Genomic DNA, 21,021 nt, shown 5'->3' on the forward strand with positions numbered 1-21,021 from the left:
TCAGCCCCCCACCACCACTGTGCGGGTGCGGCCGCGGCCGGCGGCACGAGCCGAGAGTTCCTTGGCCCGCCCATCCCAGAGGGTAATGCCGGCATGGATCTCGCCCAGGTTGGCGCGCGTGAGCTTGCGCCCCGCAATCTCATACGACTGGCCCTGCAGGACCTTCTGTTCGGCGGCGAGGTACAGCGCGAGTTGGGCTTCGGCTTGTGCGAGGGTGATTCCGGCCATGGTTGTCCTTTGTGCGCTGGCAGTCTAGGAACCAATGAGCTTGGAAACTAGGGCAAATTGGCACTGCCTCACTGACCGCCGCGCTTCAGGTAGCGGTACAGCGTGCGCCGGCTGATCCCGTAGCTCGCGGTGAGCTCCGCGTCGGGCGTCGCGGTCAGCGCTTCCTGGAACACCTTCGCCCGCAGTTCCGGCGTGGGGTGCTTCTTGCGCTTGGCGATGCGCGTCCGCAAGCCGCCATACTGGTCACGCACCTGCAGCTCGATCGCGCGCGCCGTCTCCGCCGATAGCGCCGGCACTTCCTGCTGAACCATCTGCAGGATCACCAGGACGATGTCCGGCTCACGTTCGGAGTCGACGCCGGGCGGCTTCAATCAGCCACCCCGCCTTCCGCCCAGGCCGAGCGAGATCTTCCCGTTCACCACCCTCGACGGCTGCGTCGGCACGGCACGTCCGTCCTGGACCTCCACGCGACGGGGCGGCGGATCGCCGTCTCGCATGGGCCGGACTTCGATCGGGGGCGGAGTTGGAGACGTCTCCAAAGCCGGCGCCAGCAAGTCGCCCTGTGTCGGCACCAGACGGTCGCGCAGCAGCTGCCACTGGTTTTCGGTCTTCTTGTGCAGGCCGAGCAGGTGCGCCGCACCCACGTTGTAGACCGTCAGGTCCAGCGGCTCGTTGGCCTCGCCCTTCTTCTGCTCCCACCAGCTAACCTTGCGGCCGCGCTTGTAGCCATGGGTGCGGTACTCGGCCACCAGGCCCTTGTAGAACGCCTCGGGTAGGTTGGCCGGGAAGTGGATGGCGCCCGGCCCTGCGGCGCGCTTCCACCGGGCCTGCAGGTAGTCCTTCGTGGTGTCGGGGCCCACCAGCCACAGCTCGGCGCCGTTCTTCTGCGTCTTGCCGCGCCAGTTGATATCGACGATCGTGGGCTTGCCCGAGAGGATCGGCCGGTTCGGGCGGCTGTGGCCCTTCACGGCGAACACCTTGCGGCGTTTCAGCGGCGCGGTGAAGTTGTAGACGTCTTGCGTGTTCGATCCGCCCGAGTCGACGAAGGCAGCGGAGATGTTCAGCATCTGCCCGCTGGTGTGCCGGTATCGGCTCTTGAGCAACTCGTCGGCACGTTGCCAGGTCTCCGCCTCTGCGGGCGAGCCGTGGATCACCTGGTAGTCGACGATCCACCCCTCCATGCCTTCGCCCCAGGCGATCACCATGAACTCCAGGCGGTAGGCCTGTGTGTCGATCGATGCCGTGAGCACCAGGCCACCGGCGGGAACGGTGCCGAGTTGGTAGGCGTCGGCCCGGTTCATCAGCTCGTCGTACTTCGTGGCTTCCTTCGTCCGCTCCCAACACAGCGCCAGGCGCGTGTTGTAGAACGTGATCATGGATTCCTCGCTGCCATCCTCGAGCTTGGCCTTGGCCGCGTCGTACTGCTTCAGCAGCGCGATCCACGGCATCCACCCGTAGGGCAGAAACATCGCGGAGATCTGGAAGCTCTCGGTCTCGCCGTCGCCGGGAACGCCGTCGCTCCAGAGGCCGCGCGCGAACATCCTCGACTTGTCGCCCTCTTCGTGCAGCCCGCCGCACTCGAAGCAGGGGTACATCGCCCGCTTGCCGTCATCGCTGCGAATCAGGCGGAAGAAGTCCAGGGGCTGGGCGTGCCCGCAGTGGATGCATTCAGCCAGCGCCTGGCGCTGGCTGCCCAGCTGGTACAGCGTCTGGATGGCTGACTCGCCCTCGATCGTTGGCGAGCTCGGGTAGTACGTCTTGCGGTCCCGCTCGTGTGAGGTCTGGCGCGTCTCAGCCAGCTCGCGCGGATCCCCCTCCCCGCCCACGTTGTCCTTCGCGCGGTCGATCTCGTCGAACACGACGTACGTCACCGACAGCTCGGACAGGTTGGCCGCGGCACCGGCGGTGGCCAGGTACAGTGCGCCGCCGGGGTAAGCCTTGATGTCGTTGTTGTTGGTGGCGTCTCGGCTGTTCGGCTTGGCGAACCGCTGCCGCAGCGGGGCCACCGCAGCCACGTTCTTGTCGATCCGTGCGGCGGCGCGCTTGTGCAGCTTCCCTGTGGGTACCAGCCAGAGGAAGTTCTTTGGCCGCTGGTGCACCGTCTCGCCCAGGAAGTTCAGGGCCACCTGGGTCTTGAGCATCTGCGAGGCCCCCATCACCACCACGCGTTTCGCGGGATGGGCGGCGGACAAACACCGCATCGGCAGCCTGGCATGCGGTGTGCGGCTGGTGCGGTAGGGGCCAGGCTCCGACGCGCCACTTTCCTTCGGCACGATCTGGAACTCGTCGGCCCATTCGTCGACAGGCAAGTTGGGGTCAGGCTCGAGGCCGAGCGCGATCGCCTCCAGGATCTCTCGGTACCCGTCTCGCATGTTCATGCGGCGAGGCCCTCAACCGGCGCCGGGCCGATCTTCTCGCGCCAGGACTTCACCAGGACGTCACACACGGCCCGGTTGTGCCGGCGCAAGATCTCCGCGCACTGCTCGGCGCTCCCGACCGCGGCCAGTTCCGCCGCGAGGGCGTTGACTGCCGACTCCATCGTGTCCCTCAGCTCGCGTCCCACCTCGAACCCGCCTCGGGCGACGTCCTGCCAGGCCACGAGCTCGCCCTTGGCCTTTCTCAGGTCGATCTCGGCCTGTTCTGCCTCGGCGATCTCGCGGCGTGCGCGGGCGGCGCTGTAGCCGGTCTCCGCGCCCGCCGGCGCCGGTGCAGCAGGCGCCGGCGCTGGTGCCGCCGGGGTGCTGCCAGCCTGGTCGACGAGATCCTGGCCACCAGCCTCCGGCGCCGGCCGGACAGCACCTGCTGCAGCTTCGGGGCTCAGGCGGGCACGGGTGTTGCGCTCCCACTGGGCGTCCGCCAGCTCACGGTCGATCAGCTTGTCGGGCCCGAAAGCGCTGATGCGTCCCTCTTCAACCGCTTTCCGCACGGCCTCCCTCGACCCGCCGGGCAGCCCGCGCTCCTTGCGCGAGCGCGCGTACTCCGCCTGTGTCAACAATTTCGGATCGCTCTTGGCCATCTGTCAACCGCCCTGTCAACCTTTTCCCGGCCGATTCGCTAGCGCGATTTCGCGCTCGTTTCGCCCCGTGAGGAGCATCGCCGTGGAAGGACCCATTGCTCTCACCTGATGGTTGCGCCGCGGGGACCGATGCTCACGGACGGGCCGCGGGCCGCCGCCTGGCGCCGGTTGAAGCGGTCGATGTAGAACTTCGACTCGTGCGCGAAGATGCCCGGGAAATCCTGCTCGATCGCGCGCACCACCACCTGGTTGATGCGCTTCGTGTTGAACATCTGCTCGACGTCGATCGTGCTCAGTGCCTTGAGCGGCAGCCGGCTCGCGCCCTCGCGGATGAAGACGGTGCGGCCATCGTTGCCGATGAACGCCCCCTTGATCACCTTGGCCGGGCCGCTGCGCTTGATCTTGAATCGCAGCTCCAGCGCCTTGGTCACCTGCACGCCGTTGCGCAGCAGGTAGCTGCCGCCCTCGCCCGCCTTCATCCGCTTGCGCGCCTGGGCCAGGCTCACCGACTTCTCGACAAACCGGATCAGGTTGGCCGAGCGACCGCGGCGGCTGCCGGCGAAGAGCTCCCCGGTGATCACCGCCTTGCCAGCCTCGTACCTGGCGCGCTTGATCCGCAGCCGCTCCCGGACGTAGGCGGCCGTGACGGCGAACTCGCCGGTGATGGCCCGGATCATGTTGGTGTTGGCCTTGGCCAGCGTCTTGTTGATGGCCGAGACGGCCGCCCGCTCGCGGATGTCCGCCTGCAGCAGGTCCAGCGCCGCAAAGGCGCCACCCAGGTCCACCTTGATCGAAACGTCCATGCCCTCTCTCCATCCATCTCCTCTTTTCTGGGAAGAGGAAAGACCCGTTCGTTACGCCCCTAGGCGCGCGCGTATGCGCCGCCAGCCCGCGCCGTTCCGTCATATGCGTCCGTTACGGGGGGTGCGCCACGTGCACACGCACATACCCACACGCGCGTGACGTGCGCGCACCTGCGGGGGAAAGCGGCGAAACGAGCGCATGGCACGTAACGGCGCGGGTTTGCGGCGCATAGTCGTTACGCACCAGACGAAACGGAGCCATCTCCGCCCCCTTTCTTCGAGCCATGGGGGGGCGGGGGGTGATCGTCAAGGGTGTCCCGCGCGCGCAGGAAGCGACCCAGATCGGCCTCGAAGGCCTCGACGGCACCCAGCGCCCACTCTCCCTCAGTCACGCCGTTGAGCGGCCCAGATCCGCGCGGAATCCAGATGCGGGCGCTGCGGTAGCTGCTGGCCGTTGGCTGGTTCGGAAAGTTCACGATCTTGTAGGACAGACACGGCGGCAAGCGAGTGCCGTTCTGGTCGCGCTCTAGGCGCTCCATGGCCCAGCGTTTTGCCGTGGTGGTGAAGGAGGCACGCGGGGGCACGTACCGCTCGCCGGCGCTTTGGCACCACCGCTGGAAGGCCCGGTACAGCTGCTCAGCGGAGCACACGCGTAAAGGCAGGTGCAGGTAGCCATCGAGCCACTCGGCCATGAAGCGCTCGTCCGGCGACATGCCCAAGCTGATGAGCTCCTCCTTGGCTTCCGTCATCAGCGGCTTCGTGTGCTCATGGAAGTCGCCCATCGGATACCGGATCAGGTAGTCCAGGAACTTGGTCGCGCCGCCATCCTTCAGGAACGCGCGCACTCGGTCATAGAGTCCGCGGTCTTCAGGTGTGGGCGTGTAGACCACCAGGTGGCGACGATCGCCAACCTCGAGCACCAGCGGCTTGTTCTCGTTGGAGATGAAGACGAAGTTGCACCAGTTGCTCTCCCACCTGGTGTCGGTGTGCATGGTGCGGATCGGGATCTTCGGCGCGTCGATCATCCACTTGAGGCGGTTCTTATGGTGATACAGCTCCTGGCGACTCACCACCTCATTGCAGACAGCCAACTGCTTGGCCGACACCCACCCGTTGTATTTCTCTTCGATCTCGGTCTGGCCGACCATCACGCCGTACTTGCCGTACATGTCGCGGATCACGTCGAAGAACAGGTTCTTCCCCGTTCCCTGAGGGCCGTGGAACACCAGGGCGGTGGCCATCTTGGCTCCTCGCTTCTGAAATGGCAGTGCGAGCCAACGCAGAACCCATTCCATGACGTCGTCGGCATTCGTCACGCCGGAGTCGCATCGGCTGCACAGGTGCCTCAGCAGCTCGAGCATCACGTCGCATTCGCCATCTTTCGCCGGCACTGGCGCGACGGACAGCCCGTCGTACAGATTGATTGCCTCCGGCCCGCACGTCAGGGTGGGATCGAAGACCAGGTCCTCCTCGTCGATCGTCTTGCGGTCCGCCGACCCCTTCCACATCCGCACGTAGTCGGCCCCGAACATGTGGGCCATGTTGGCGATCTTCACCTGCTTGCGCTTGTCTCGGTCCCAGGCCGTGTCGGTGGGGTAGATCAGGACGAAGTTCTCCAGCATGTAGCTGTAGCGACCCCAGTCGATCTTCTTCTCGCGCTTGCCCCCCTTCCCCTCTTTCGGCGCATCAGCGCCGCCGTCGTGGGCCGGAGGCGGACCCTTCTCGGAAGGGCCCGCAGACGCCTCTCCGCGCCGCGCGGCCGCGAGATCGACCACATTCGAGGGTGCGGGAGGCGTGTCGGGCGTCTCGGCCACTAAAGCGCCTCCATTCCACGCTCGATCGCGCTGAGCACGCGCAACAGCTGCCGCTCGACCGCCTCGATGCCCTGCCGCTGGTGCAGGTCGTTGAAGTCGGTGTCCTTCTCCTGCCGCGTCGCGGCTTCGAACACCGGCCAGACGATCTCGCACCGCTCCGTCACCTTGGCCACCTTGGTGGCCTTGCGGCAGCCCGGGTTGGAACCGTCGTGGTCGGCCGACTTCCAGTCGTCGTCCGCGCAGATCAGCAGGTGTTGCCTGGGGTGCAGCTTGCGCAGGATCTCCAACACCGGGCCCAGGTTGTAGGCATCGAGCGCGACGTAGACCGGCCAGCGCCGGCCGGTGGCCATGCGGATCGACAGCCCGGTGGCGTAGCCCTCACAGACCAGGACCACGCGGGTGGACGCGTCCACCGTGCCCAGCCGGATCGCGCAGCCCGTCTTCCCGAAGCCCTCGGTGAAGCACTTGAAGCCGTCCGGCTTTACGAACTGGAGGCCGCGCAGCGCCTCCTCGCGTGAGAAGTCATAGCGGATCAGCGGCAGCACGATCGTGCCGGCCGGCAGCACGATGGGCTGGTCCCGCGGATCGCGGCGGGCGAGCCGCATCGTGTGCGACACGAACCTGCAACTCTCGACCGTCACGCCCTTGCGCACCAGGTAGTCCGACCGGCCCTCCTTCACCATCAGGGACCACAGCGCGCCGGCGCTGAGTGCGGCCAGGCGCGCGGACTCGGCCTTCGCGGTGGCTGCAGCTGCCGCAGCCGCGGCGCGGTCGGCATTCATCCGCTCGGCCTCTTCCTCGGAAAGTCCCCTCCAGTCGACCTCGATCTTGACCTTCGTGCCTGGCAGGCCGAGCTCCTGAGCCAGCTTGGGGCTGTACGAGCCGAAAGCGCCGACCACGAAGCGCCTGCCATCGTCGCGGCGGAACTCCCGGGTGAAGTACCAGCACTTCTTCCTCGGCCCGCAGCTGCGGCTCTTGTGCGTCGGCACCTGCAGGGGCAAGTCGCGGTCGAGCAGCACGCCGTAGGCGCGCATCTGCCGCACCACGTCTTCGTAGTTCTCCATCAGGGCCGGCTGCGTTCCTGGGAAAGATGGAGCGCGCGCGCCGCATTGAGCAGCTGCTGCAGCTTGACCAGGGCCTCGCCGCCCTCGCGATCGATCCGCTTCAGATCGTTCTCGCTGATGTCGCCGTCGTCGGCGAGCGAGCCGCAGACCGCCTGCACCAGATCGTTGAACTCCTTGGCAGTTTCCGCGAGCGCCTTCATGCAGTCGTTGCTCTCCAGGCAAAGCGACTCCGGCAGTGCGACGCACATCTGGCCGCATTCGGCAGCGAATGCATGGAGGATGCGCAGATCCCCGGTGCGCTTGGTCATTTTCACCGCGGTGAGAAGCCCCAACTTGGCTCCGCCCCGCCCAGCAACGGCATGCCCGAAGGTGTGAGGGACCTCGCCGATCGCCTTGGCCAGGCCGTGAGCCCCGCGGGGTGCACCCTGCCCCGGGTTGTAGTCCTCTGCCACGTTCCATGCTGCGGTCATCACGTCCATCTACGAATCCCCTCTTTCGTTGTTGCTGACACCCTGCCCCGCCCTGTCGCACAGTCGTGCCATTCACACAGGAGCAGAGGGCGGCAGATGAAGACGCGGGCGGCGCGAGCGCGCGGGATTTCTTGGCGGGCTGCCCGCAACCTCGCAGAATGGGGCTGGCAACTGACCACCCAACGAGGAAGGGGCACCCATGACGCGACTGGATCGAGCGTTGCAGTTGGATCTACTGCAGAAGATCAGCGACGAGTATCCGGGGGCCATTCGTGCACACGATGGCTTGGTGGACTTCCACGATCCCGCGGTGAAGTTCAACCTGCAGTACCTGAAGGAGCACGGCCTCATCCACCTGGATGCCACGCTCAACATCGACACGAACAATTTTTCTATCCGGTTCGCGCGCGCCACGAACGACGGGCTCGACTTTCTCCAGCAAGACGGCGGCCTGTCTGCCGTGCTGAAGGTGACCACCGTGCGGTTGCACGAGGACACCATCCGGGGTCTGATCGCGGCGCGCATCAAAGCGAGCGACCTTCCGGCCGAAAGGAAGGACTCGTTGCTCGAGCGACTGAAGCAACTCCCCGCGCAGTCCATAGAACGCCTCGCAGACAAGCTACTGGACCAAGCGCTCGCAAAGGCTCCGGATGCCATCGAGTGGATTTCCACGTTGCTTCGTTGAGTCCCTCCGGCGTTGGCACCCGCTCGAACAGAACATACCCGGCGTGGGGCGCCTCTTCGACATGGCAGCCCGTCAACGAACCTCCGAGCGTGATCCAGAACGCCGGCTCCGGGGGGGCGTTTTGCGCTGAAAACGAGAGCACCAAGCCATTCCGGCCGTGCACCACCAGTGCGTCGGGGAGGATTTCAAGCGGCCCCACGATCTCAGCCCTCTACCGCCACGCGCGGCTCGCCGTCCGTGATCCGCCGGCGCTCGCCGGTGTCGCGGTGGGCGCCCTGCCCTGCCGCGGCCGTGCTCGAAGGCGTTTCGTGCGGCGCATCGTTCGCCGCTGCTTTCGCTCTGAGCACATCCCACGCGACGTCCGGACGAAGCTCCTCACAGCGCACGGCGCCATCAGTCGCGCGCTCGATCAGGGGGCAGTACTCCGCCGGCACACGATTTCGGACCCACGACTGAACAGTCTGGTAGCGCTCCACTCCGATGCTGGCTGCGGCACGTACCGGCCCGCCAAGAAGTCGGATAGCTTTAGCTGCCGGGTTTACGAGTGATGTCGGTCGGAGATCCATCTGAGCCCCACAAGAACGTCTAGTGATGCTAGAACATCTTGCGTTGTTGAGCAAGCTCACACATGAAAAACTTGCGTCCATGCAGTCGATCCACGAGCAGATCAAGGCCGCTCGTGAGCGGAGGGGATGGTCCATGCAGCGGTTGGCGCATGAGATCAGCCAGGCAGAAGGTCTCGCAAAAAAGCTGAGCTGGCAGACCGTGCAGCAGTGGGAGAACGGGACTTCTGCCCCAAAGCGCACTCGGATGCAGGTTGTGGCCAAGCTGCTGAACCTCCACGAGAGCGAAACGGCAGTCCTTCTTGAAGGGGCCGCTGAAGAAGAGCTGATGGTCCGCGCGCTGGAGCTTCCCGCTCTGCCCGGTTCTGAGCAGCGCCGGGCGGCCGTCGTCGCTGGTCGGCTACCTCTCGCCCCTGCTTGGGTGGCGCGAGCGTGCCCAACCGTTGCACCCACCGACTTGCGCCTTCTTCACGGCGCTGGCGATGGAATGGAGCCGACCTTTACCGACGGGGACATGCTGCTCGTTGACACGAGCGTCAGGGCGATCCAGGAGGATGGGATCTACGTGCTCAGCGCTACTGGACGTGTTCACGCTCGGCGCGTTCGCCAGCGCCTCGACGGTGGACACGAGATCACCAGCGATAACCCAACGGCGAAGACTGTCGAAGTCATTCAAGATCGCCCCAACTTCGAGGTTCTCGGCCGAGTTGTCTGGATTTGGAACAGCAAGCGCGCCTAGAACCACAAGTTAGTCTTGCATTACTAGTTTCTCTTGTGCATACTGCAGCTCCGTAGCCCATCCGGGCAAAGGAGCGAACAGTGCATCAGCAGGTCAGTTCCAGCGTCGAGCAGACGCCCCCCGCTCAACCCACCCTCCAAGGCGTTCCAGCGGCTGATGCCGCAGCAGCGGCCGCGCGCGCTGCGCAGCACGAGAGGCTGACTCCCTTCTACGCGCAGATCATCGCCCGCTACGGCCCGGAGCAGCAGCAGGCCATCCAGCGCCTGTACGTGGCGGCCCAGACGATGCTGGACACCAGCGGGGGCAGCACGTGCGGCAAGCTGCTCCTGGGTCTCTACAACGGCACCAGGTTCCGGTTCGACCTGACCGACCTGCGCCTCCTGGACAGCAGCCTGTTCGAGGCCGCCATGGTGGTGCTGCGCATGGACGCGCGGCACACGTACACCGAGGTGCACGAGGTGTTGAACGCGATGTACGCCGATGGCCGCAACGTCGGCGCGGAGTTCGAGCACTGGGCCCATCTGCTGCGCCTGAAGAACCGCTGCAAGCGCGAGCACCTCTCCTCCCCGAAGGAATACGGACCGCAGTGGAAAGGCGTGCAATGAGCGCGCCGCAGCACACGCCGCGGACCGTGCGCGAGGTGCGCTGGGTGCACCTCGGCCTTCCGGAGGCTCGGTTCTATCTCGGCTGCCGCGGACATCTGCATGTTTTTCGACGCACCGGCTATCGGTCGGGCGCTTTCGTCGAAGACGCCGCCATAGCCAAGGCGGTCTACGGGGCCGCGGAAGACGCACCAAACGCGCGCTTCGCATCGGCATGACTACCGGGCGCCTCACGTTCCCACCGACGCCGGCCGAGCGCCCGGCGCCGAAGATCCGGCCGCTCGTGCTGGCTGCGCTGCTGGCGCTGTCGGGCGTGCTGTGGGCCTGGATGCAGGTGCAGCTCGACGAGGCCGCTGCGGTCCACACCCAGCAGGATCTGGCGCGCGCGCGTATCGAGGCGTTCCGCGCCGGCGCCCGGGCGGCACTCGAGCAAAGGTGCCAGCGCACGCTGGCCGCTCCGCTGTGACGATTGCTCACCCACTCACGGCAACCACCACCGAGCCCGACGAGATCTCGCTGCGCACCGCCTACGAGCGCTGCCGCAAGGATTTCTGGCCGGTGACCTACGAGGCCGCCATGGAGCACCCGACGTACTCGCGCCTGGTGGCCATGAACGCGCGGCATCCGGGCAGCGTCACGCCTGCGCGGGCACACGCCTGGCCCTTCATGGCAGCGCCGCGGCACCGCTCGCGCTCGACCATTCACGCTGGCACCTGGACGGCGCCGCACTTCCACGACCTCAAGCGAGCCGCCGCCGGCGATCGCGACGACTGAGCCCGCCGCGGCCAGCGGGCCGCTCTCTCAAAAACCCCGGAGGAGTTTCCAATGACCACCAACCTCATCGAAGCCAGCCCCTGGCTAGTTACCACCAGCGCGACGAACCCGCGCAAGCGCCGCGGCTTGGACATCGACAGCCTCAACGCGCTCGCAACCAGCATCCGCGCACAAGGCGTGCTGCAGCCGATCCTCGTCCGTCCGCTGCCTGCCGGCCGCTTGCACGACACGTTCCTGGATCGCGAGCTAGGCCGCCCGCTGCCGGAGTACGAGCTGGTGGCCGGCGAGCGCCGCCTGCGCGCCAGTCGCATCGCAGACCTGGACTTCATCCCGATCTTGGTGCGGGACCTCTCCGACGAAGCAGCGCTGGAGCTGCAGCTGGTGGAGAACATCGAGCGCGAGGACCTCGACCCCATGGAGGAGGCGGAGGGCTTCGAACTCCTGCGCGAGAGATTGGGCTACACGGTCGAGCAGATCGCCGAGCGCATCGGCGGCGGCAAGGGGGCCAGCTACATCTACAAGACGATGAAGCTGCTGGACCTGACGCCGGACAGCCGCGAGGCCGTGTCCGAGGGCGTGCTGGGCCGATCGACCGGGCTCCTGGTGTCCCGCTACCCCGCCAGCCAGCAGGCCGATGTGGTCGCCTTCATCAGAGCACTGGCCGAGGCCGGTGAGCCCGCGCCCTTCCGGAAGGTCTCTGTCGCGGTGTTCAAGCGCTTCAACCTCGATCTGAAGCAGGCCGTGTGGGACATCCAGGATGCGTCGCTGCTGCCGGACGCCGGCGCGTGCAGCGCGTGTCCGAAGCGCAGCGGCGCCCATGGCGATCTGTTTGGCGACGCGACTGACTCGCCCGACAGCTGCACCGACCCGGACTGCTTCGCCGCAAAGCGCGAGGCCCATGTGGCCATCGTGAAGGCGAAGGCTCAGAAGGACGGCTTCAAGGTGATCGAGGGCGAGGAGGCGCACCGCGTGCGGCCCAGCCCGCACCAGCGGCCCATCAGCGGCTACGTCCGCCTGACCGACGTGGCCGCCACCGAGACGGGTGACGACGGTGTCGAGCGCGAGGTCACCTTCGAGGACAAGCTCCGGGCCCTGGGTAAGCGAGCCCCCAAGCCGCGGGTGTTCATCGACCCGCACACCGGCGCCGCCGAAAAGGTGATCACCACGGATCTGGCGGACAAGCTCCAGCCGACTGAGGACGGCAAGCCGTCGGGCAAGGGCAAGACGGCGGGCGCGGCCGCCGCCAGCCCGGGCAGCACCGACCGGCTTCCGCCGGACGATGGCCGCACGCCGGCAGAACGCGCACTCGACGACCACAACGTCCAGCGCGCGGTGCTCCTGCGGATGCTCGACGCGATCCGCACCCGCGAGCGAAGCGCCGACGAACTGCGGCTCGCGCTCAAGCTGCTCCTGGTCGAGCAGGAAGGCTGCGACGAGACGCTGGAGTACATGGGCTTCAGCGGCGATGCGGCCGACCGGCACGACATGGAGACCTGGATCGACGCCCTGCTGCCCGCGCAGCTCGGGCAGCTGCTGGCCATGTCGGCAGTCGAGATCGGTTTCGGCGAATGGGACACCAGCATCCCCGCAGCGACGCGGGTGAAGCTGGCTGAGAGCTACGGCATCGACGTGATCGCCGTACGCGACAAGGTCGCCGAGGATCTGCAGCGCGAAGAGGCCAAGCCGCTTAAAGAGGAACAGGAGAGCGAGGAGGCATCGACGTGACGCAGGACGCCCGGGCCGCTGACGAACAAGCACCGCGATGGCGCACGGTCGCCCTCGAGGCTGTCGCGGCCGCGTGCGGCCTGTTCGGGTCGCTGCTGCTGGCCGTCAAGGGGGACCACGCCAGCTGGGGGTGGGTTGCCTTCCTTGCCAGCAACGTCGCTTGGATCGCATTTGCGTCCGCACGACGGCACTGGTTCTTGCTGCTTCAACAGCTGGGCTTCACCGCGACAAGCGTGCTTGGAATCTGGCGCTGGCACCTCTGAGCCAAGCCCCGAGAAAAGAATCTTCATGATCACTCCGCAGTTCCTGCTACCCGTGCACGACGAGCTCGTCGTGGACCTGTTCGCCGGCGGCGGCGGCGGCGCCTCCACCGGCATCGAGCAGGCCACCGGCCGGCCGTTGGACATTGCCATCAACTACGAGCCGCCGAAGGCGGTGATCCTGCGCCGTTGCCTAGACCGGCGCCAGTTTTTCCAATGCCGCCCGCGCAGCGTCGTACTGCCCGGTTGCGTTCCCAAGCAGGTCGGCAAGAGTGCCCCACGTCATTTTTTTGATCGATTGGTTCAGGTGCTCGCCTGTGACCAGAAGGCCCAGGAACAGTTCGGCTTGCATCGCAAGCTTCCTTCCTCGGACCAGATGTCGGGCGCAGTCGATGTCGTGCGCAGCCACCGAGGCAACGTCCTCCTCCGACGGGAATGGGAGGTTCTTCAGCCGTCGATGCAGGTCGGCGGCCGTCTCCATCTCAAAGGCAGCGCCTGCCGCGGCTCGAAGCGCTTGCAACCCCCCGATCACCGGCGACATGTGCAAGAGGATGCTGGTGGCCGCAAGTTCGGCCCGCACCTGCGCACGCATCCTTTCACCGGTGCGGGCAACTCGCTGCTGCCACATCGCCAATCCTACGGCTGCGAGGATGGCCAGAATCGATCCCCACGCCTGCACCCAAGCCGCGCACTCACTCCTGGTTGGCCCAGGCACAAAAAAGCAGGTCTGCCAGAGATCACCCATCCCGCTGGCCCCCGTCATACACCGCGCAGAACGGCGAGGAGCTGGCTTACTGTCCGATTGAAGTCTTCTCTGAACGGATCCCCGTCTGGCCCTGCCATAGCCTCCTTCGTTGTCGCGAGCGTCTGTTCGACATCGCGGATGAGAGCTGCATTGCCTTGCTGCTGCCGCAGCAAGGCCGAGAGGAACAGCTGTTGCGCGAGCACGCTGGCTCCGACTTTGATGATATCGACGGGATCGTTCACACCTGACTCCTCACCGAGCGCTGAAATCGGGCGGCAGAGTGTCCGCAGATTCCCGCCGCGTCCTCGCCACGACCGACGTCCACGTGCCGACCAACCCGCTTTCCCTGATTCCGTCGCGAATCGCGGCACGGATCACGTGGTACAGGCACCACATGGTGACGATGAAGCCTATGAGACTGACCGCTCCGTACCAGAGCACCAGACGGATCATTTCGATCTCGAAGGCGCGTATGTCCATGTCTGTCATTCCTCCAGTGCCGATGCTACCTGTCGGGCGGAGCGGAAACCGAAGAAGCAGGGGGCAGGATGCTGACGCCTCAATTCCTCCTGCCCGTGCACGACGAAATCACGGTGGACCTGTTCGCGGGTGGCGGGGGCGCCAGCACCGGCATCGAGCAGGCCATCGGCCGGCCGGTCGATATCGCCATAAACCACGATCCGGAGGCGGTCAGCCTCCACCAGGCGAACCACCCCCAGACGCGGCACTACGTCAGCGACGTGTTCGCCGCGGCGCCGCGCGCCGTGACCGAGGGCCGGCCGGTGGGCCTGCTCTGGGCGTCGCCGGACTGCACCTTCCACAGCAAAGCTCGCGGTGGCAAGCCGCACCGCGACCGAAACCAAGCCCGGCGCCGCCGAGCGCTGGCGTGGGTGGTGGTCCGCTGGGCGAAGGCCGTTCGGCCGCGCGTGATCGCACTGGAGAACGTCGAGGAATTCCAGCACTGGGGCCCACTGCTGGACGACGGCCAGCCCTGCCCCGAGCGCCGCGGCCACAGCTTCAAGCGCTGGGTCGCCCAGCTGCGCAACCTGGGCTACCAGGTCGAGTGGCGCGAGCTGCGCGGTTGCGACTACGGGGCGCCGACTATCCGCAAGCGCCTGTTCCTGGTCGCGCGCTGCGATGGGGAGCCGATTGTCTGGCCCGAGCCGACGCATGGCGCGCCAGGCAGCCTGCCGGTGCAGGCCAAGAAGCTGAAGCCCTGGCCGGTGGCGGCCGATTGCATCGACTGGAGCCTGCCGGCGCCTTCGATCTTCGAGCGGGAGCGGCCGTTGGCCGCGGCGACGATGCGGCGGATCGCGAAGGGCATCCAGCGCTACGTGGTGGACGCGGCCGAGCCGTTCATCGTGCCGATCGGCTATGGCGAGCGCGCGGGCCAGCAGCCACGCACCGCCAGCATCCGGCAGCCGCTGGCCACCGCCGTGGGCGCGAACAAGCACGCCCTGGTCGCGCCCACGCTGGTCGGCATCGACAACCAGAGTTCACGAGCGGGCAGCTGGAGCGCCACCGAACCACTGCGCACCACCACGACGGAGAACCGGCACGCGCTCGTCACCGCCTTCCTGGCGCAGTTCAACAACCACGAGGGGAGTCGCCCGCACGCAGGCCGCGCGGCGGATGCGCCGCTCAGCACCGTGACGACGAGCGGGAGCCACCAGCAACTGGTCACGTCCAGCTTGGTGAAGCTGCGCGGCACCAGCACCGCCGCCGGCGCCGACGAGCCGCTGCACACCATCAGCGCCGGCGGCACGCACCATGCCGAGGTGCGCGCGTTCCTGCAGACCTACTACGGCGTCGACCAGGACACCCGCATTGAGGAGCCGCTGCCCACGGTCACCACGCGCGATCGCTTCAGCCTGGTGATGGTGCACGGCCAGCCGTACGCGATCGTTGACATCGGCCTGCGCATGCTGTCGCCGCGCGAGCTCTACACGGCGCAGGGCTTCCCGTGCGAGTACGTGATCGACCGCGGCGCGGACGGCCGGCCGCTGACAAAGACCGCCCAGGTGCGCATGTGCGGAAACAGCGTTTGCCCGCCGCTGGCCCGCGCGATCGTGGCGGCGAACTACAGCGAACAGCAACTCGCGCGGAGGGCCGCCTGATGCCCGCGACCATCGCCTTGCAACGATCAGGGTATCGGCGGGAACTTGGCCTCCGCCCACTTCCTGGCGCGCTTCACGGCAGCCTCTTCGCTGGGGTCTTGCGCGTCCATCTCATGGATTTGGTCGTCAGAGTGGGAGCCGTGGTGCGCGGTGACGCACACGCGGCCGCCCCAGGTGCCGTCCGCATACGCCTGGGCATAGCACGACACGTCCCGCGGACCAGATTGGTACTCGGTCTTTATGCTCATCTCCGCAAAGCCGAGGACGGTAGCACGCTTTGGAAGGTGACCAGGGCTGAGCAAGGTTGGCGTCGTGCCCGGGCTACCGGCCCGTGGTGCCTCGAGAAGGTTTTGGTGGGCGAAAGGTGGACACCAACACTACTCGGTCCGGGAGAGCTTATCCAGCTCCGTCTGAAGTGCCGCTTTCGCATCACGAACTCGTTGCAGTGCTTTGCCGAACTCGGCTTCGGCGATCGCCTCCTGCAGGCTGAGGATCCAAGGCCGATTGGACATTTCCTGCAGCTCTCGCTCGGCGTCCTGCACAGCGTTCACCACTTCCCGGACTGCCAAGATGCTGTCGACGGAGGGCATTGCCAGCGGATCCAGCCGGGTCACCTCCTGCAAGATTCGCTGGGCACGGGTCCGCTGACGTTCTTCTGCTCGCGAAGCAACCTTGTACCGCTCGCCTGTAGCGGTGCGAAGCGGCTGCTTTCGGAGCTGCGCCAGCTCCTTCAGTTCTTCGTGCGCCTCCGTTGCAAGCGTGATCGCTGGGGCAAACCGCTCGGCAAGGCGATTCGCATCCTGCAGAACTCGATCCAGTCGTTGCTGGTTCGAGTGTCGGTTGGCGACCCATATGGCGGCCACGATGGCGCCAATGGATCCGACCGCCTGTACCCAAGCCGCGGCGTCCGAGTTGCCCAGCCAAGTGCCCACGGTGGGCAATCCAGGATAGACAGCAAGTGCCAGCGCGAGGAGCAGCACGAGCACGATCCCGATACCAATGTATGTTGGCAGCCCTTCTTCTTCCTTCACCGTGAAGCTCCGTCCAGTACGCGACCTAAGTATGGCGGAACGGTGAAGCTCACCGCCACTTGCCGCTGGCACGTCAGCCCCCGGAGGATGGCGTCCCGACAACTTCAGTCGTGACTCTGATGGAGGTCCTGCTCTCGTCGGCCCAGATCGAGCAGCTGACCGGCTACAAGCGGCCGGGGGACCAGCTGCGCGAGCTGAAGGCACGCGGCTTCTACCGCGCCCGGCGGGCCAGGGTGACCGGGGAGGTGATCCTGGAGCGTCCTCACTATGATGCGGTCTGCGCCGGGGCTGGCTCGGCAGCAAACGAGGAGAACCGGCCGCGCGTGCGGCCGCCACCGATGCGTCGGGTGAAATGAGCAAGCACGTCGAGCTTCCGCCCAGGGTGTACCCGAAGGGCCGCTGGTACTACCTGGTCACGGCGGAGGGGAGGAAGCGCCTCTGGACCAAGCTGACGAAGATCCACGACGGCATTCCCGCGCTGTATCAGAAGCTCGCCGACATTCACGCGCGCGATGTGGCGCCGGACCGGATCCCGGCGTTGGTCTCCGACTGGCTGGCCGAGGTGTCTACGTCGCATGCCAAGAAGACCCAGGCGAACGACCGCTGGGTGATGGGCGTGATCAGCGAGAGCCTGGCCGAGTTCCGCGCGAGCCAGATCAAGCCGCCGGACGTGGCCACCTTCCTGAAGCCGTTCCGGCTGAAGCCGCGAACGCACAATGAGATGCGCGCAGGAGTGCGCGAGCTGATGCGATTTGCCGAGGAGAAGGGCTTCCGCGAGGCCGGCACGAACCCGGCGGACAGCATCAGGACTATCAGTGCTCCGCCGCGGGACAAGTACATCACCGACAGCGAACTGCGGCGCATCAAGGTCGCCGCCATGCGAGATTACCGCGGCAAGATCACGCGCGCGGGCCCGATGATCTGCGCCGCGATCGACATGGCCTACCTGACGGGACAGCGCGTCAGCGACATCCTGGACCTGCGCTGGTCCAAGAAGCTGACCATGAACAAGGCCGGCGAGGTGGTGGCGCCCTACATCGATACCGCGGGGATTTACTTCAAGCCAAGCAAGACGGCGGGCAGCACCGGAGCCAAGGTCTTGATCGCCTGGACACCGCGGCTGTCAGCCGTCGTCGAGCGGATCCGCGCGATGAAGCGGCGGAACACGCACTGGGTGATCACCCAGGAGGACGCCCAACCTTACACCTACAGCGGGTTCTTCCGACGCTGGAAGCGCGCCGTCAAGCTGGCTGGAGTGAACGACTGCCATTTCAACGACCTGCGCGCCAAGGCGCTCACGGACAAGGAAGCAGCCCAAGGCATGCAGGCAGCACGGCGAATGGGCGCGCACAGCACGGAAGCGCAAACGGCCGATTACGTGCGACACCGCCAAGCGCAGATTACGCCAGCCACTCGCTGAGTTCGCGGAATTCCCGATGTCCGGGTGCTGCTGAGTTCGGTATAACCCCACCTCGCAGGAAAAGGGAGGGGAAATGGCCAGAAAGCGAACCATCAAAGCCAGCGGCATCAATTTGCGCGTCCACACGAAACATGCGCCCGAGGAGTACGTTGCGCTCTGGCGGTTGCTGGTGCGGCTCAAGCAACACAAATTGCGCGGAGACACTGCGCTGATGATCGGTAGCTCACGCGCATTGGAATCCGGCAACCCGAATTCGCCTCTGTTCGGGTACCTGTACCGCTTCCTCAACATCAACCCGGACGAACCTTGGTTTGACATCGAGCAACAGAAGCAGGCCGACGATGACGATGTCGCGCAGGTCCGAATCCCACCGAAGCTGAAGCCGAATCTTGAAGAGATCCCGTACATCTTTGACGTCGCGAAGCATCGCCTCTACTTCCAATCGGGGGGCACGCACGGCGGCGTATCTCCGGGCATGGTGCACGGTCTGCTCGAGTTCCTCTGCTCGGCTCCACAGGTGATAAGTCGGTTCGGCGACGTAGACAAGACGATCATGACCCGCGAAGGCGTGATCGATGAACTACTCGCCTGGCCTGTGATCCGTCAGATCCGGGTGGTCCTCGACCGTCCGAATCCCAGCGAGTACGAGGACGACCAAGCCTTCTACGAGATGCTCGAACGAAGGAATCTCAGACGAGAAGAGCACGTTTTCTACAAGGCCAAAGACGCTCCAACAATCACACCAGACGACGAGATGGTCGCGATGTTCGGGCGCGCCGTAACCGATGGCATCTACAAGCAGACCGGGGTCAACCCAGAAGGAAAGGCGGAAGAGGCCTCCTCCGAGCAATACCCCCGAACGGAAATAGGCCTGTACGATCCGGACGTGCAGATGCATTCCGACGCTTTCATCGGCTTAGTGAAAGCCAAGTTCAAATAGCGATGCCCTCCCTGAGCGGCCCTCTTAGGAACCATCAGGTTCTCTTGCTGGCGTGGCGCATCACGGGAGGCACCCGCGCGTTCGTGCGCAGCGCTGATTTCGTCGTGGCACTCGCCATCACGGCGCTGTGCGCGAATAAGTGGCTTGGGCAAGGCTGGTGGGACCAGGCGATCGCCATAGTGCCCAGTCTGCTCGGCTTCACTCTTGGGGGGTTCGCGATCTTTCTCGGTTTCGGCAGCGACAGCTTCCGTGAACAGATCACCACCGAGAACCAGCTGACCTCTCCTTATCTGAGTGTCAGTGCGGCCTTTTTGATTTTCGTGACGGCGCAGTGCGTCGCGCTTCTTTACGCGTTGATCTGTGCGGCGCTGTACTTTCCCCGGCCGCCCATCCTGGATCCTCTGGGGCCGTTTCTGGAAAGCGCTACCCCGGTCGCGTGGGGCATTGGCTATCTGATCTTCGTGCTCAGCATCACTCTCTCGATGCGAGCTGCTCTGCGGATCTTCCGTCTGAGCCGCTGGTACAACTCGTTCATCGTGGCGATGCGCAATGCGGAACAAGACGGTGCGTCAGGCGGATCGCGTTAGAAGAATCGGCCGGCGTTAGAAAACCGCTCGGTTCTTGAGCAGCAGCAGAAACGATAAAAATCGTTTTGAATCAACGGGTTAGATGGTCGGAGCGATAGGATTCGAACCTACGACCCTCTGGTCCCAAACCAGATGCGCTACCAGACTGCGCTACGCTCCGAACCCAGGCATTCTACCGGCCGGACCGTCGGCCCAGGAGTCAGACCGATGGCGATCCGGATCGTGAGGCTGGGCACCCCGAGGGCGAAGGACGAGGGGTTGCGCATCGGCACCGTGCGGCGGCCGCCGCGCGGCGTGCCCAAGGCGCAGTTCGCGTCGGGCAACTGGTACGACGTGTGGTTCCCCAACCTGTCGCCCAGCGCGGACAACGTCCAGACCGGGCTTGCCGCGCAGACCGACAAGGAGTGGGCGACGTTCGTGCGCAAATTCCGCGCCGAGATGGCGCAGCCCGACGCCAGCCGGACGCTGGACCTGCTGGCGGCGCTGTCGCACCAGGGCAATTTCTCGATGGGCTGCTACTGCGAGGACGAGACGCGCTGCCACCGGTCGGTGCTGCGCGAGCTGCTGGCCAAGCGGGGCGCGGACATCGCTGCCGGCTGAACGGCCCCGCAGACAAGAAAAAACGCCGGCGCATGGCCGGCGTTCTTCATGGGCCATGGCCATGGCTTACTGCGGCTGGACCTTCTTGGCCTGTCCCGGAGGCAGGCAGCCGTTGTCCTTCTTGTCCAGGCCCGGCGGGCAGTCGCGGCGGTTGCCCATCGTCGAGGTGTCCGAGGAGCCGCTGGCGCCCAGCGTGCCGGTGGTGCCTGCGTGGCCGGTGGTGCCTGCGTGGCCGGTGGTGCCCGTATGGGTCGAGACACCCGGAGTGGTCACTCCAGCCGAGCCGGCCGGGGTGTTCGCGCCGACCGAGGCCCCCGGAACGTTCGCGCCCACCGCGGCGCCGGTGCCGGTGCTGCCCGACAGCGTCGTGCCGCTGCCCGCGGTGCTGCCGGTAGTCCCGGTAGTCCCAGTCGTCCCAGCCGTGCCGGTCCCGGCCGTGGTGCCCGCACTGCCGCTGGGCTGCGTCGTCGTCGTGCTGGGGCGCACGCCCGAGGTGGCCGACGTCGCCCCCGGCTGCACGATGGCCCCGCCGCTCGCCCCCAGGGTGCCGGTGGTGGTGGCGCCCTGTCCCGTGACGCTGGCGTCGCTCGCCTGGCTGCCGCTGCTGCTCGAAGACACGCCGGCCGGCGTGGTGGTCGAGCTCGAAGTGGTGGTCTGGGCAATGGCGCCCCCTGCCAGCAGCGAAGCGACCAGAAGACTCAGAAGTTTGCTCATGCGTTCATCTCCATCAAAGTGAAGCCCTGGCGCGACGGGTGGCGCCGGGACATGGGATGAGCATGGCCTGCGGCCGGGCTGCGGGTGGTCGGACATGGGAAAGCATCCCAGTGGGGCGATTCCG

At 66.1% G+C, this 21,021-nt stretch carries 28 protein-coding genes and 1 tRNA gene; 14 read left to right on the forward strand and 15 right to left on the reverse strand.

All coding sequences use genetic code 11. The features are described 5' to 3' along the window. The 8 genes from ASG30_RS13210 to ASG30_RS22550 all read right to left on the reverse strand — a co-directional run bounded on the left by ASG30_RS13210 (nucleotide 1) and on the right by ASG30_RS22550 (nucleotide 7,404). Complete coding sequence (locus ASG30_RS13210) at nucleotides 1-228, reverse strand: DUF6148 family protein (RefSeq protein WP_055897231.1); 228 nt, start codon at nucleotides 226-228, stop codon at nucleotides 1-3. Between the two features lie 68 nt (nucleotides 229-296). Further along, nucleotides 297-599: a hypothetical protein gene (locus ASG30_RS13215; protein WP_055897234.1), complete on the reverse strand. Its 303-nt coding sequence runs from the start codon at nucleotides 597-599 to the stop codon at nucleotides 297-299. Then, complete coding sequence (locus tag ASG30_RS13220) at nucleotides 600-2,606, reverse strand: phage terminase large subunit family protein (RefSeq protein ID WP_055897238.1); 2,007 nt, start codon at nucleotides 2,604-2,606, stop codon at nucleotides 600-602. Beyond that, on the reverse strand, nucleotides 2,603-3,244 hold the full coding sequence (locus tag ASG30_RS13225; RefSeq protein ID WP_055897241.1) for a hypothetical protein: 642 nt from the start codon (nucleotides 3,242-3,244) through the stop codon (nucleotides 2,603-2,605). The genes ASG30_RS13220 and ASG30_RS13225 overlap by 4 nt, the downstream gene beginning before the upstream one ends. Nucleotides 3,245-3,345: 101 nt before the next feature. Then, nucleotides 3,346-4,047: a phage tail protein gene (locus ASG30_RS13230; protein ID WP_055897243.1), complete on the reverse strand. Its 702-nt coding sequence runs from the start codon at nucleotides 4,045-4,047 to the stop codon at nucleotides 3,346-3,348. A gap of 236 nt (nucleotides 4,048-4,283) precedes the next feature. Next, on the reverse strand, nucleotides 4,284-5,861 hold the full coding sequence (locus ASG30_RS13235) for a primase-helicase family protein (protein WP_156385528.1): 1,578 nt from the start codon (nucleotides 5,859-5,861) through the stop codon (nucleotides 4,284-4,286). Then, nucleotides 5,861-6,925, reverse strand: coding sequence for a toprim domain-containing protein (locus tag ASG30_RS13240; RefSeq protein WP_055897248.1), 1,065 nt, complete (start codon nucleotides 6,923-6,925; stop codon nucleotides 5,861-5,863). Before ASG30_RS13240 ends, ASG30_RS13235 begins: the two co-directional genes overlap by 1 nt. Beyond that, a complete protein-coding gene (locus tag ASG30_RS22550) occupies nucleotides 6,925-7,404 on the reverse strand; it encodes a phage regulatory CII family protein (RefSeq protein ID WP_156385529.1) in 480 nt (159 codons plus the stop codon). Before ASG30_RS22550 ends, ASG30_RS13240 begins: the two co-directional genes overlap by 1 nt. Before the next feature lie 190 nt (nucleotides 7,405-7,594). Between ASG30_RS22550 and ASG30_RS13250 the strand changes: the two genes are divergently transcribed. Further along, nucleotides 7,595-8,080 carry a hypothetical protein gene (locus ASG30_RS13250; protein WP_055897254.1) on the forward strand — a complete coding sequence of 162 codons (486 nt, stop codon included), beginning with the start codon at nucleotides 7,595-7,597 and terminating at the stop codon, nucleotides 8,078-8,080. A 203-nt stretch (nucleotides 8,081-8,283) separates the two neighbouring features. On the opposite strand, the gene ASG30_RS22175 is transcribed toward ASG30_RS13250, so the two are convergent. Then, complete coding sequence (locus ASG30_RS22175; RefSeq protein WP_327212924.1) at nucleotides 8,284-8,781, reverse strand: YdaS family helix-turn-helix protein; 498 nt, start codon at nucleotides 8,779-8,781, stop codon at nucleotides 8,284-8,286. Between ASG30_RS22175 and ASG30_RS13255 the strand changes: the two genes are divergently transcribed. From ASG30_RS13255 to ASG30_RS13280, 7 genes are all read left to right on the forward strand, one after another. After that, nucleotides 8,672-9,382 carry an XRE family transcriptional regulator gene (locus ASG30_RS13255; protein ID WP_082522086.1) on the forward strand — a complete coding sequence of 237 codons (711 nt, stop codon included), beginning with the start codon at nucleotides 8,672-8,674 and terminating at the stop codon, nucleotides 9,380-9,382. The two genes, ASG30_RS22175 and ASG30_RS13255, sit on opposite strands and share 110 nt — an antisense overlap. Before the next feature lie 80 nt (nucleotides 9,383-9,462). Beyond that, nucleotides 9,463-9,987: a DUF7673 family protein gene (locus tag ASG30_RS13260; protein ID WP_055897259.1), complete on the forward strand. Its 525-nt coding sequence runs from the start codon at nucleotides 9,463-9,465 to the stop codon at nucleotides 9,985-9,987. Next, nucleotides 9,984-10,202, forward strand: coding sequence for a hypothetical protein (locus ASG30_RS22555; RefSeq protein WP_156385530.1), 219 nt, complete (start codon nucleotides 9,984-9,986; stop codon nucleotides 10,200-10,202). The genes ASG30_RS13260 and ASG30_RS22555 overlap by 4 nt, the downstream gene beginning before the upstream one ends. Beyond that, nucleotides 10,199-10,450 carry a hypothetical protein gene (locus ASG30_RS13265; RefSeq protein ID WP_055897262.1) on the forward strand — a complete coding sequence of 84 codons (252 nt, stop codon included), beginning with the start codon at nucleotides 10,199-10,201 and terminating at the stop codon, nucleotides 10,448-10,450. The genes ASG30_RS22555 and ASG30_RS13265 overlap by 4 nt, the downstream gene beginning before the upstream one ends. Further along, nucleotides 10,447-10,758 carry a hypothetical protein gene (locus ASG30_RS13270; RefSeq protein ID WP_055897266.1) on the forward strand — a complete coding sequence of 104 codons (312 nt, stop codon included), beginning with the start codon at nucleotides 10,447-10,449 and terminating at the stop codon, nucleotides 10,756-10,758. The genes ASG30_RS13265 and ASG30_RS13270 overlap by 4 nt, the downstream gene beginning before the upstream one ends. A gap of 51 nt (nucleotides 10,759-10,809) precedes the next feature. After that, complete coding sequence (locus tag ASG30_RS13275; RefSeq protein ID WP_055897270.1) at nucleotides 10,810-12,483, forward strand: ParB/RepB/Spo0J family partition protein; 1,674 nt, start codon at nucleotides 10,810-10,812, stop codon at nucleotides 12,481-12,483. Continuing rightward, complete coding sequence (locus ASG30_RS13280; protein ID WP_235579793.1) at nucleotides 12,480-12,746, forward strand: hypothetical protein; 267 nt, start codon at nucleotides 12,480-12,482, stop codon at nucleotides 12,744-12,746. Before ASG30_RS13275 ends, ASG30_RS13280 begins: the two co-directional genes overlap by 4 nt. Before the next feature lie 190 nt (nucleotides 12,747-12,936). Here ASG30_RS13280 and ASG30_RS22770 read toward each other — a convergent pair whose 3' ends face one another. From ASG30_RS22770 to ASG30_RS22780, 3 genes are all read right to left on the reverse strand, one after another. After that, nucleotides 12,937-13,371: a hypothetical protein gene (locus ASG30_RS22770; protein WP_162243728.1), complete on the reverse strand. Its 435-nt coding sequence runs from the start codon at nucleotides 13,369-13,371 to the stop codon at nucleotides 12,937-12,939. A gap of 131 nt (nucleotides 13,372-13,502) precedes the next feature. After that, complete coding sequence (locus tag ASG30_RS22775) at nucleotides 13,503-13,730, reverse strand: hypothetical protein (RefSeq protein WP_055897276.1); 228 nt, start codon at nucleotides 13,728-13,730, stop codon at nucleotides 13,503-13,505. Between the two features lie 10 nt (nucleotides 13,731-13,740). Further along, a complete protein-coding gene (locus ASG30_RS22780) occupies nucleotides 13,741-13,968 on the reverse strand; it encodes a hypothetical protein (RefSeq protein ID WP_055897279.1) in 228 nt (75 codons plus the stop codon). A 68-nt stretch (nucleotides 13,969-14,036) separates the two neighbouring features. On the opposite strand from ASG30_RS22780, the gene ASG30_RS13300 reads away from it, so the two are divergent. After that, nucleotides 14,037-15,605 carry a DNA cytosine methyltransferase gene (locus ASG30_RS13300; RefSeq protein WP_055897282.1) on the forward strand — a complete coding sequence of 523 codons (1,569 nt, stop codon included), beginning with the start codon at nucleotides 14,037-14,039 and terminating at the stop codon, nucleotides 15,603-15,605. A gap of 377 nt (nucleotides 15,606-15,982) precedes the next feature. On the opposite strand, the gene ASG30_RS22565 is transcribed toward ASG30_RS13300, so the two are convergent. Further along, entirely contained in the window at nucleotides 15,983-16,636 is a 654-nt protein-coding gene (locus ASG30_RS22565; protein WP_156385532.1) for a hypothetical protein, read from the reverse strand. A gap of 119 nt (nucleotides 16,637-16,755) precedes the next feature. Between ASG30_RS22565 and ASG30_RS13315 the strand changes: the two genes are divergently transcribed. The 4 genes from ASG30_RS13315 (at nucleotide 16,756) to ASG30_RS13330 (ending at nucleotide 19,583) form a co-directional block, all read left to right on the forward strand. Then, nucleotides 16,756-16,992: a hypothetical protein gene (locus ASG30_RS13315; RefSeq protein WP_055897290.1), complete on the forward strand. Its 237-nt coding sequence runs from the start codon at nucleotides 16,756-16,758 to the stop codon at nucleotides 16,990-16,992. Further along, nucleotides 16,989-18,056 (forward strand): tyrosine-type recombinase/integrase, encoded by a 1,068-nt coding sequence (locus ASG30_RS13320; RefSeq protein WP_055897294.1) that lies wholly within the window; start codon nucleotides 16,989-16,991, stop codon nucleotides 18,054-18,056. Before ASG30_RS13315 ends, ASG30_RS13320 begins: the two co-directional genes overlap by 4 nt. A gap of 73 nt (nucleotides 18,057-18,129) precedes the next feature. Next, nucleotides 18,130-18,996, forward strand: a complete 867-nt coding sequence (locus tag ASG30_RS13325; RefSeq protein WP_055897298.1) for a DUF4747 family protein — start codon at nucleotides 18,130-18,132, stop codon at nucleotides 18,994-18,996. Between the two features lie 44 nt (nucleotides 18,997-19,040). Further along, complete coding sequence (locus tag ASG30_RS13330; RefSeq protein ID WP_156385533.1) at nucleotides 19,041-19,583, forward strand: hypothetical protein; 543 nt, start codon at nucleotides 19,041-19,043, stop codon at nucleotides 19,581-19,583. Nucleotides 19,584-19,666: 83 nt separating this feature from the next. Here ASG30_RS13330 and ASG30_RS13335 read toward each other — a convergent pair. Further along, nucleotides 19,667-19,743 (reverse strand) — tRNA-Pro (locus ASG30_RS13335). Nucleotides 19,744-19,790: 47 nt separating this feature from the next. Between ASG30_RS13335 and ASG30_RS13340 the strand changes: the two genes are divergently transcribed. Beyond that, nucleotides 19,791-20,183 carry a DUF488 domain-containing protein gene (locus tag ASG30_RS13340; protein ID WP_055897304.1) on the forward strand — a complete coding sequence of 131 codons (393 nt, stop codon included), beginning with the start codon at nucleotides 19,791-19,793 and terminating at the stop codon, nucleotides 20,181-20,183. A gap of 66 nt (nucleotides 20,184-20,249) precedes the next feature. Here the strand turns inward: ASG30_RS13340 and ASG30_RS13345 are convergent, their stop codons facing one another. After that, on the reverse strand, nucleotides 20,250-20,897 hold the full coding sequence (locus ASG30_RS13345) for a hypothetical protein (RefSeq protein WP_055897307.1): 648 nt from the start codon (nucleotides 20,895-20,897) through the stop codon (nucleotides 20,250-20,252). Between the last annotated feature and the right edge of the window lie 124 nt (nucleotides 20,898-21,021).

Source organism: Ramlibacter sp. Leaf400, from assembly GCF_001424545.1.
Lineage (GTDB): Bacteria > Pseudomonadota > Gammaproteobacteria > Burkholderiales > Burkholderiaceae_C > Ramlibacter.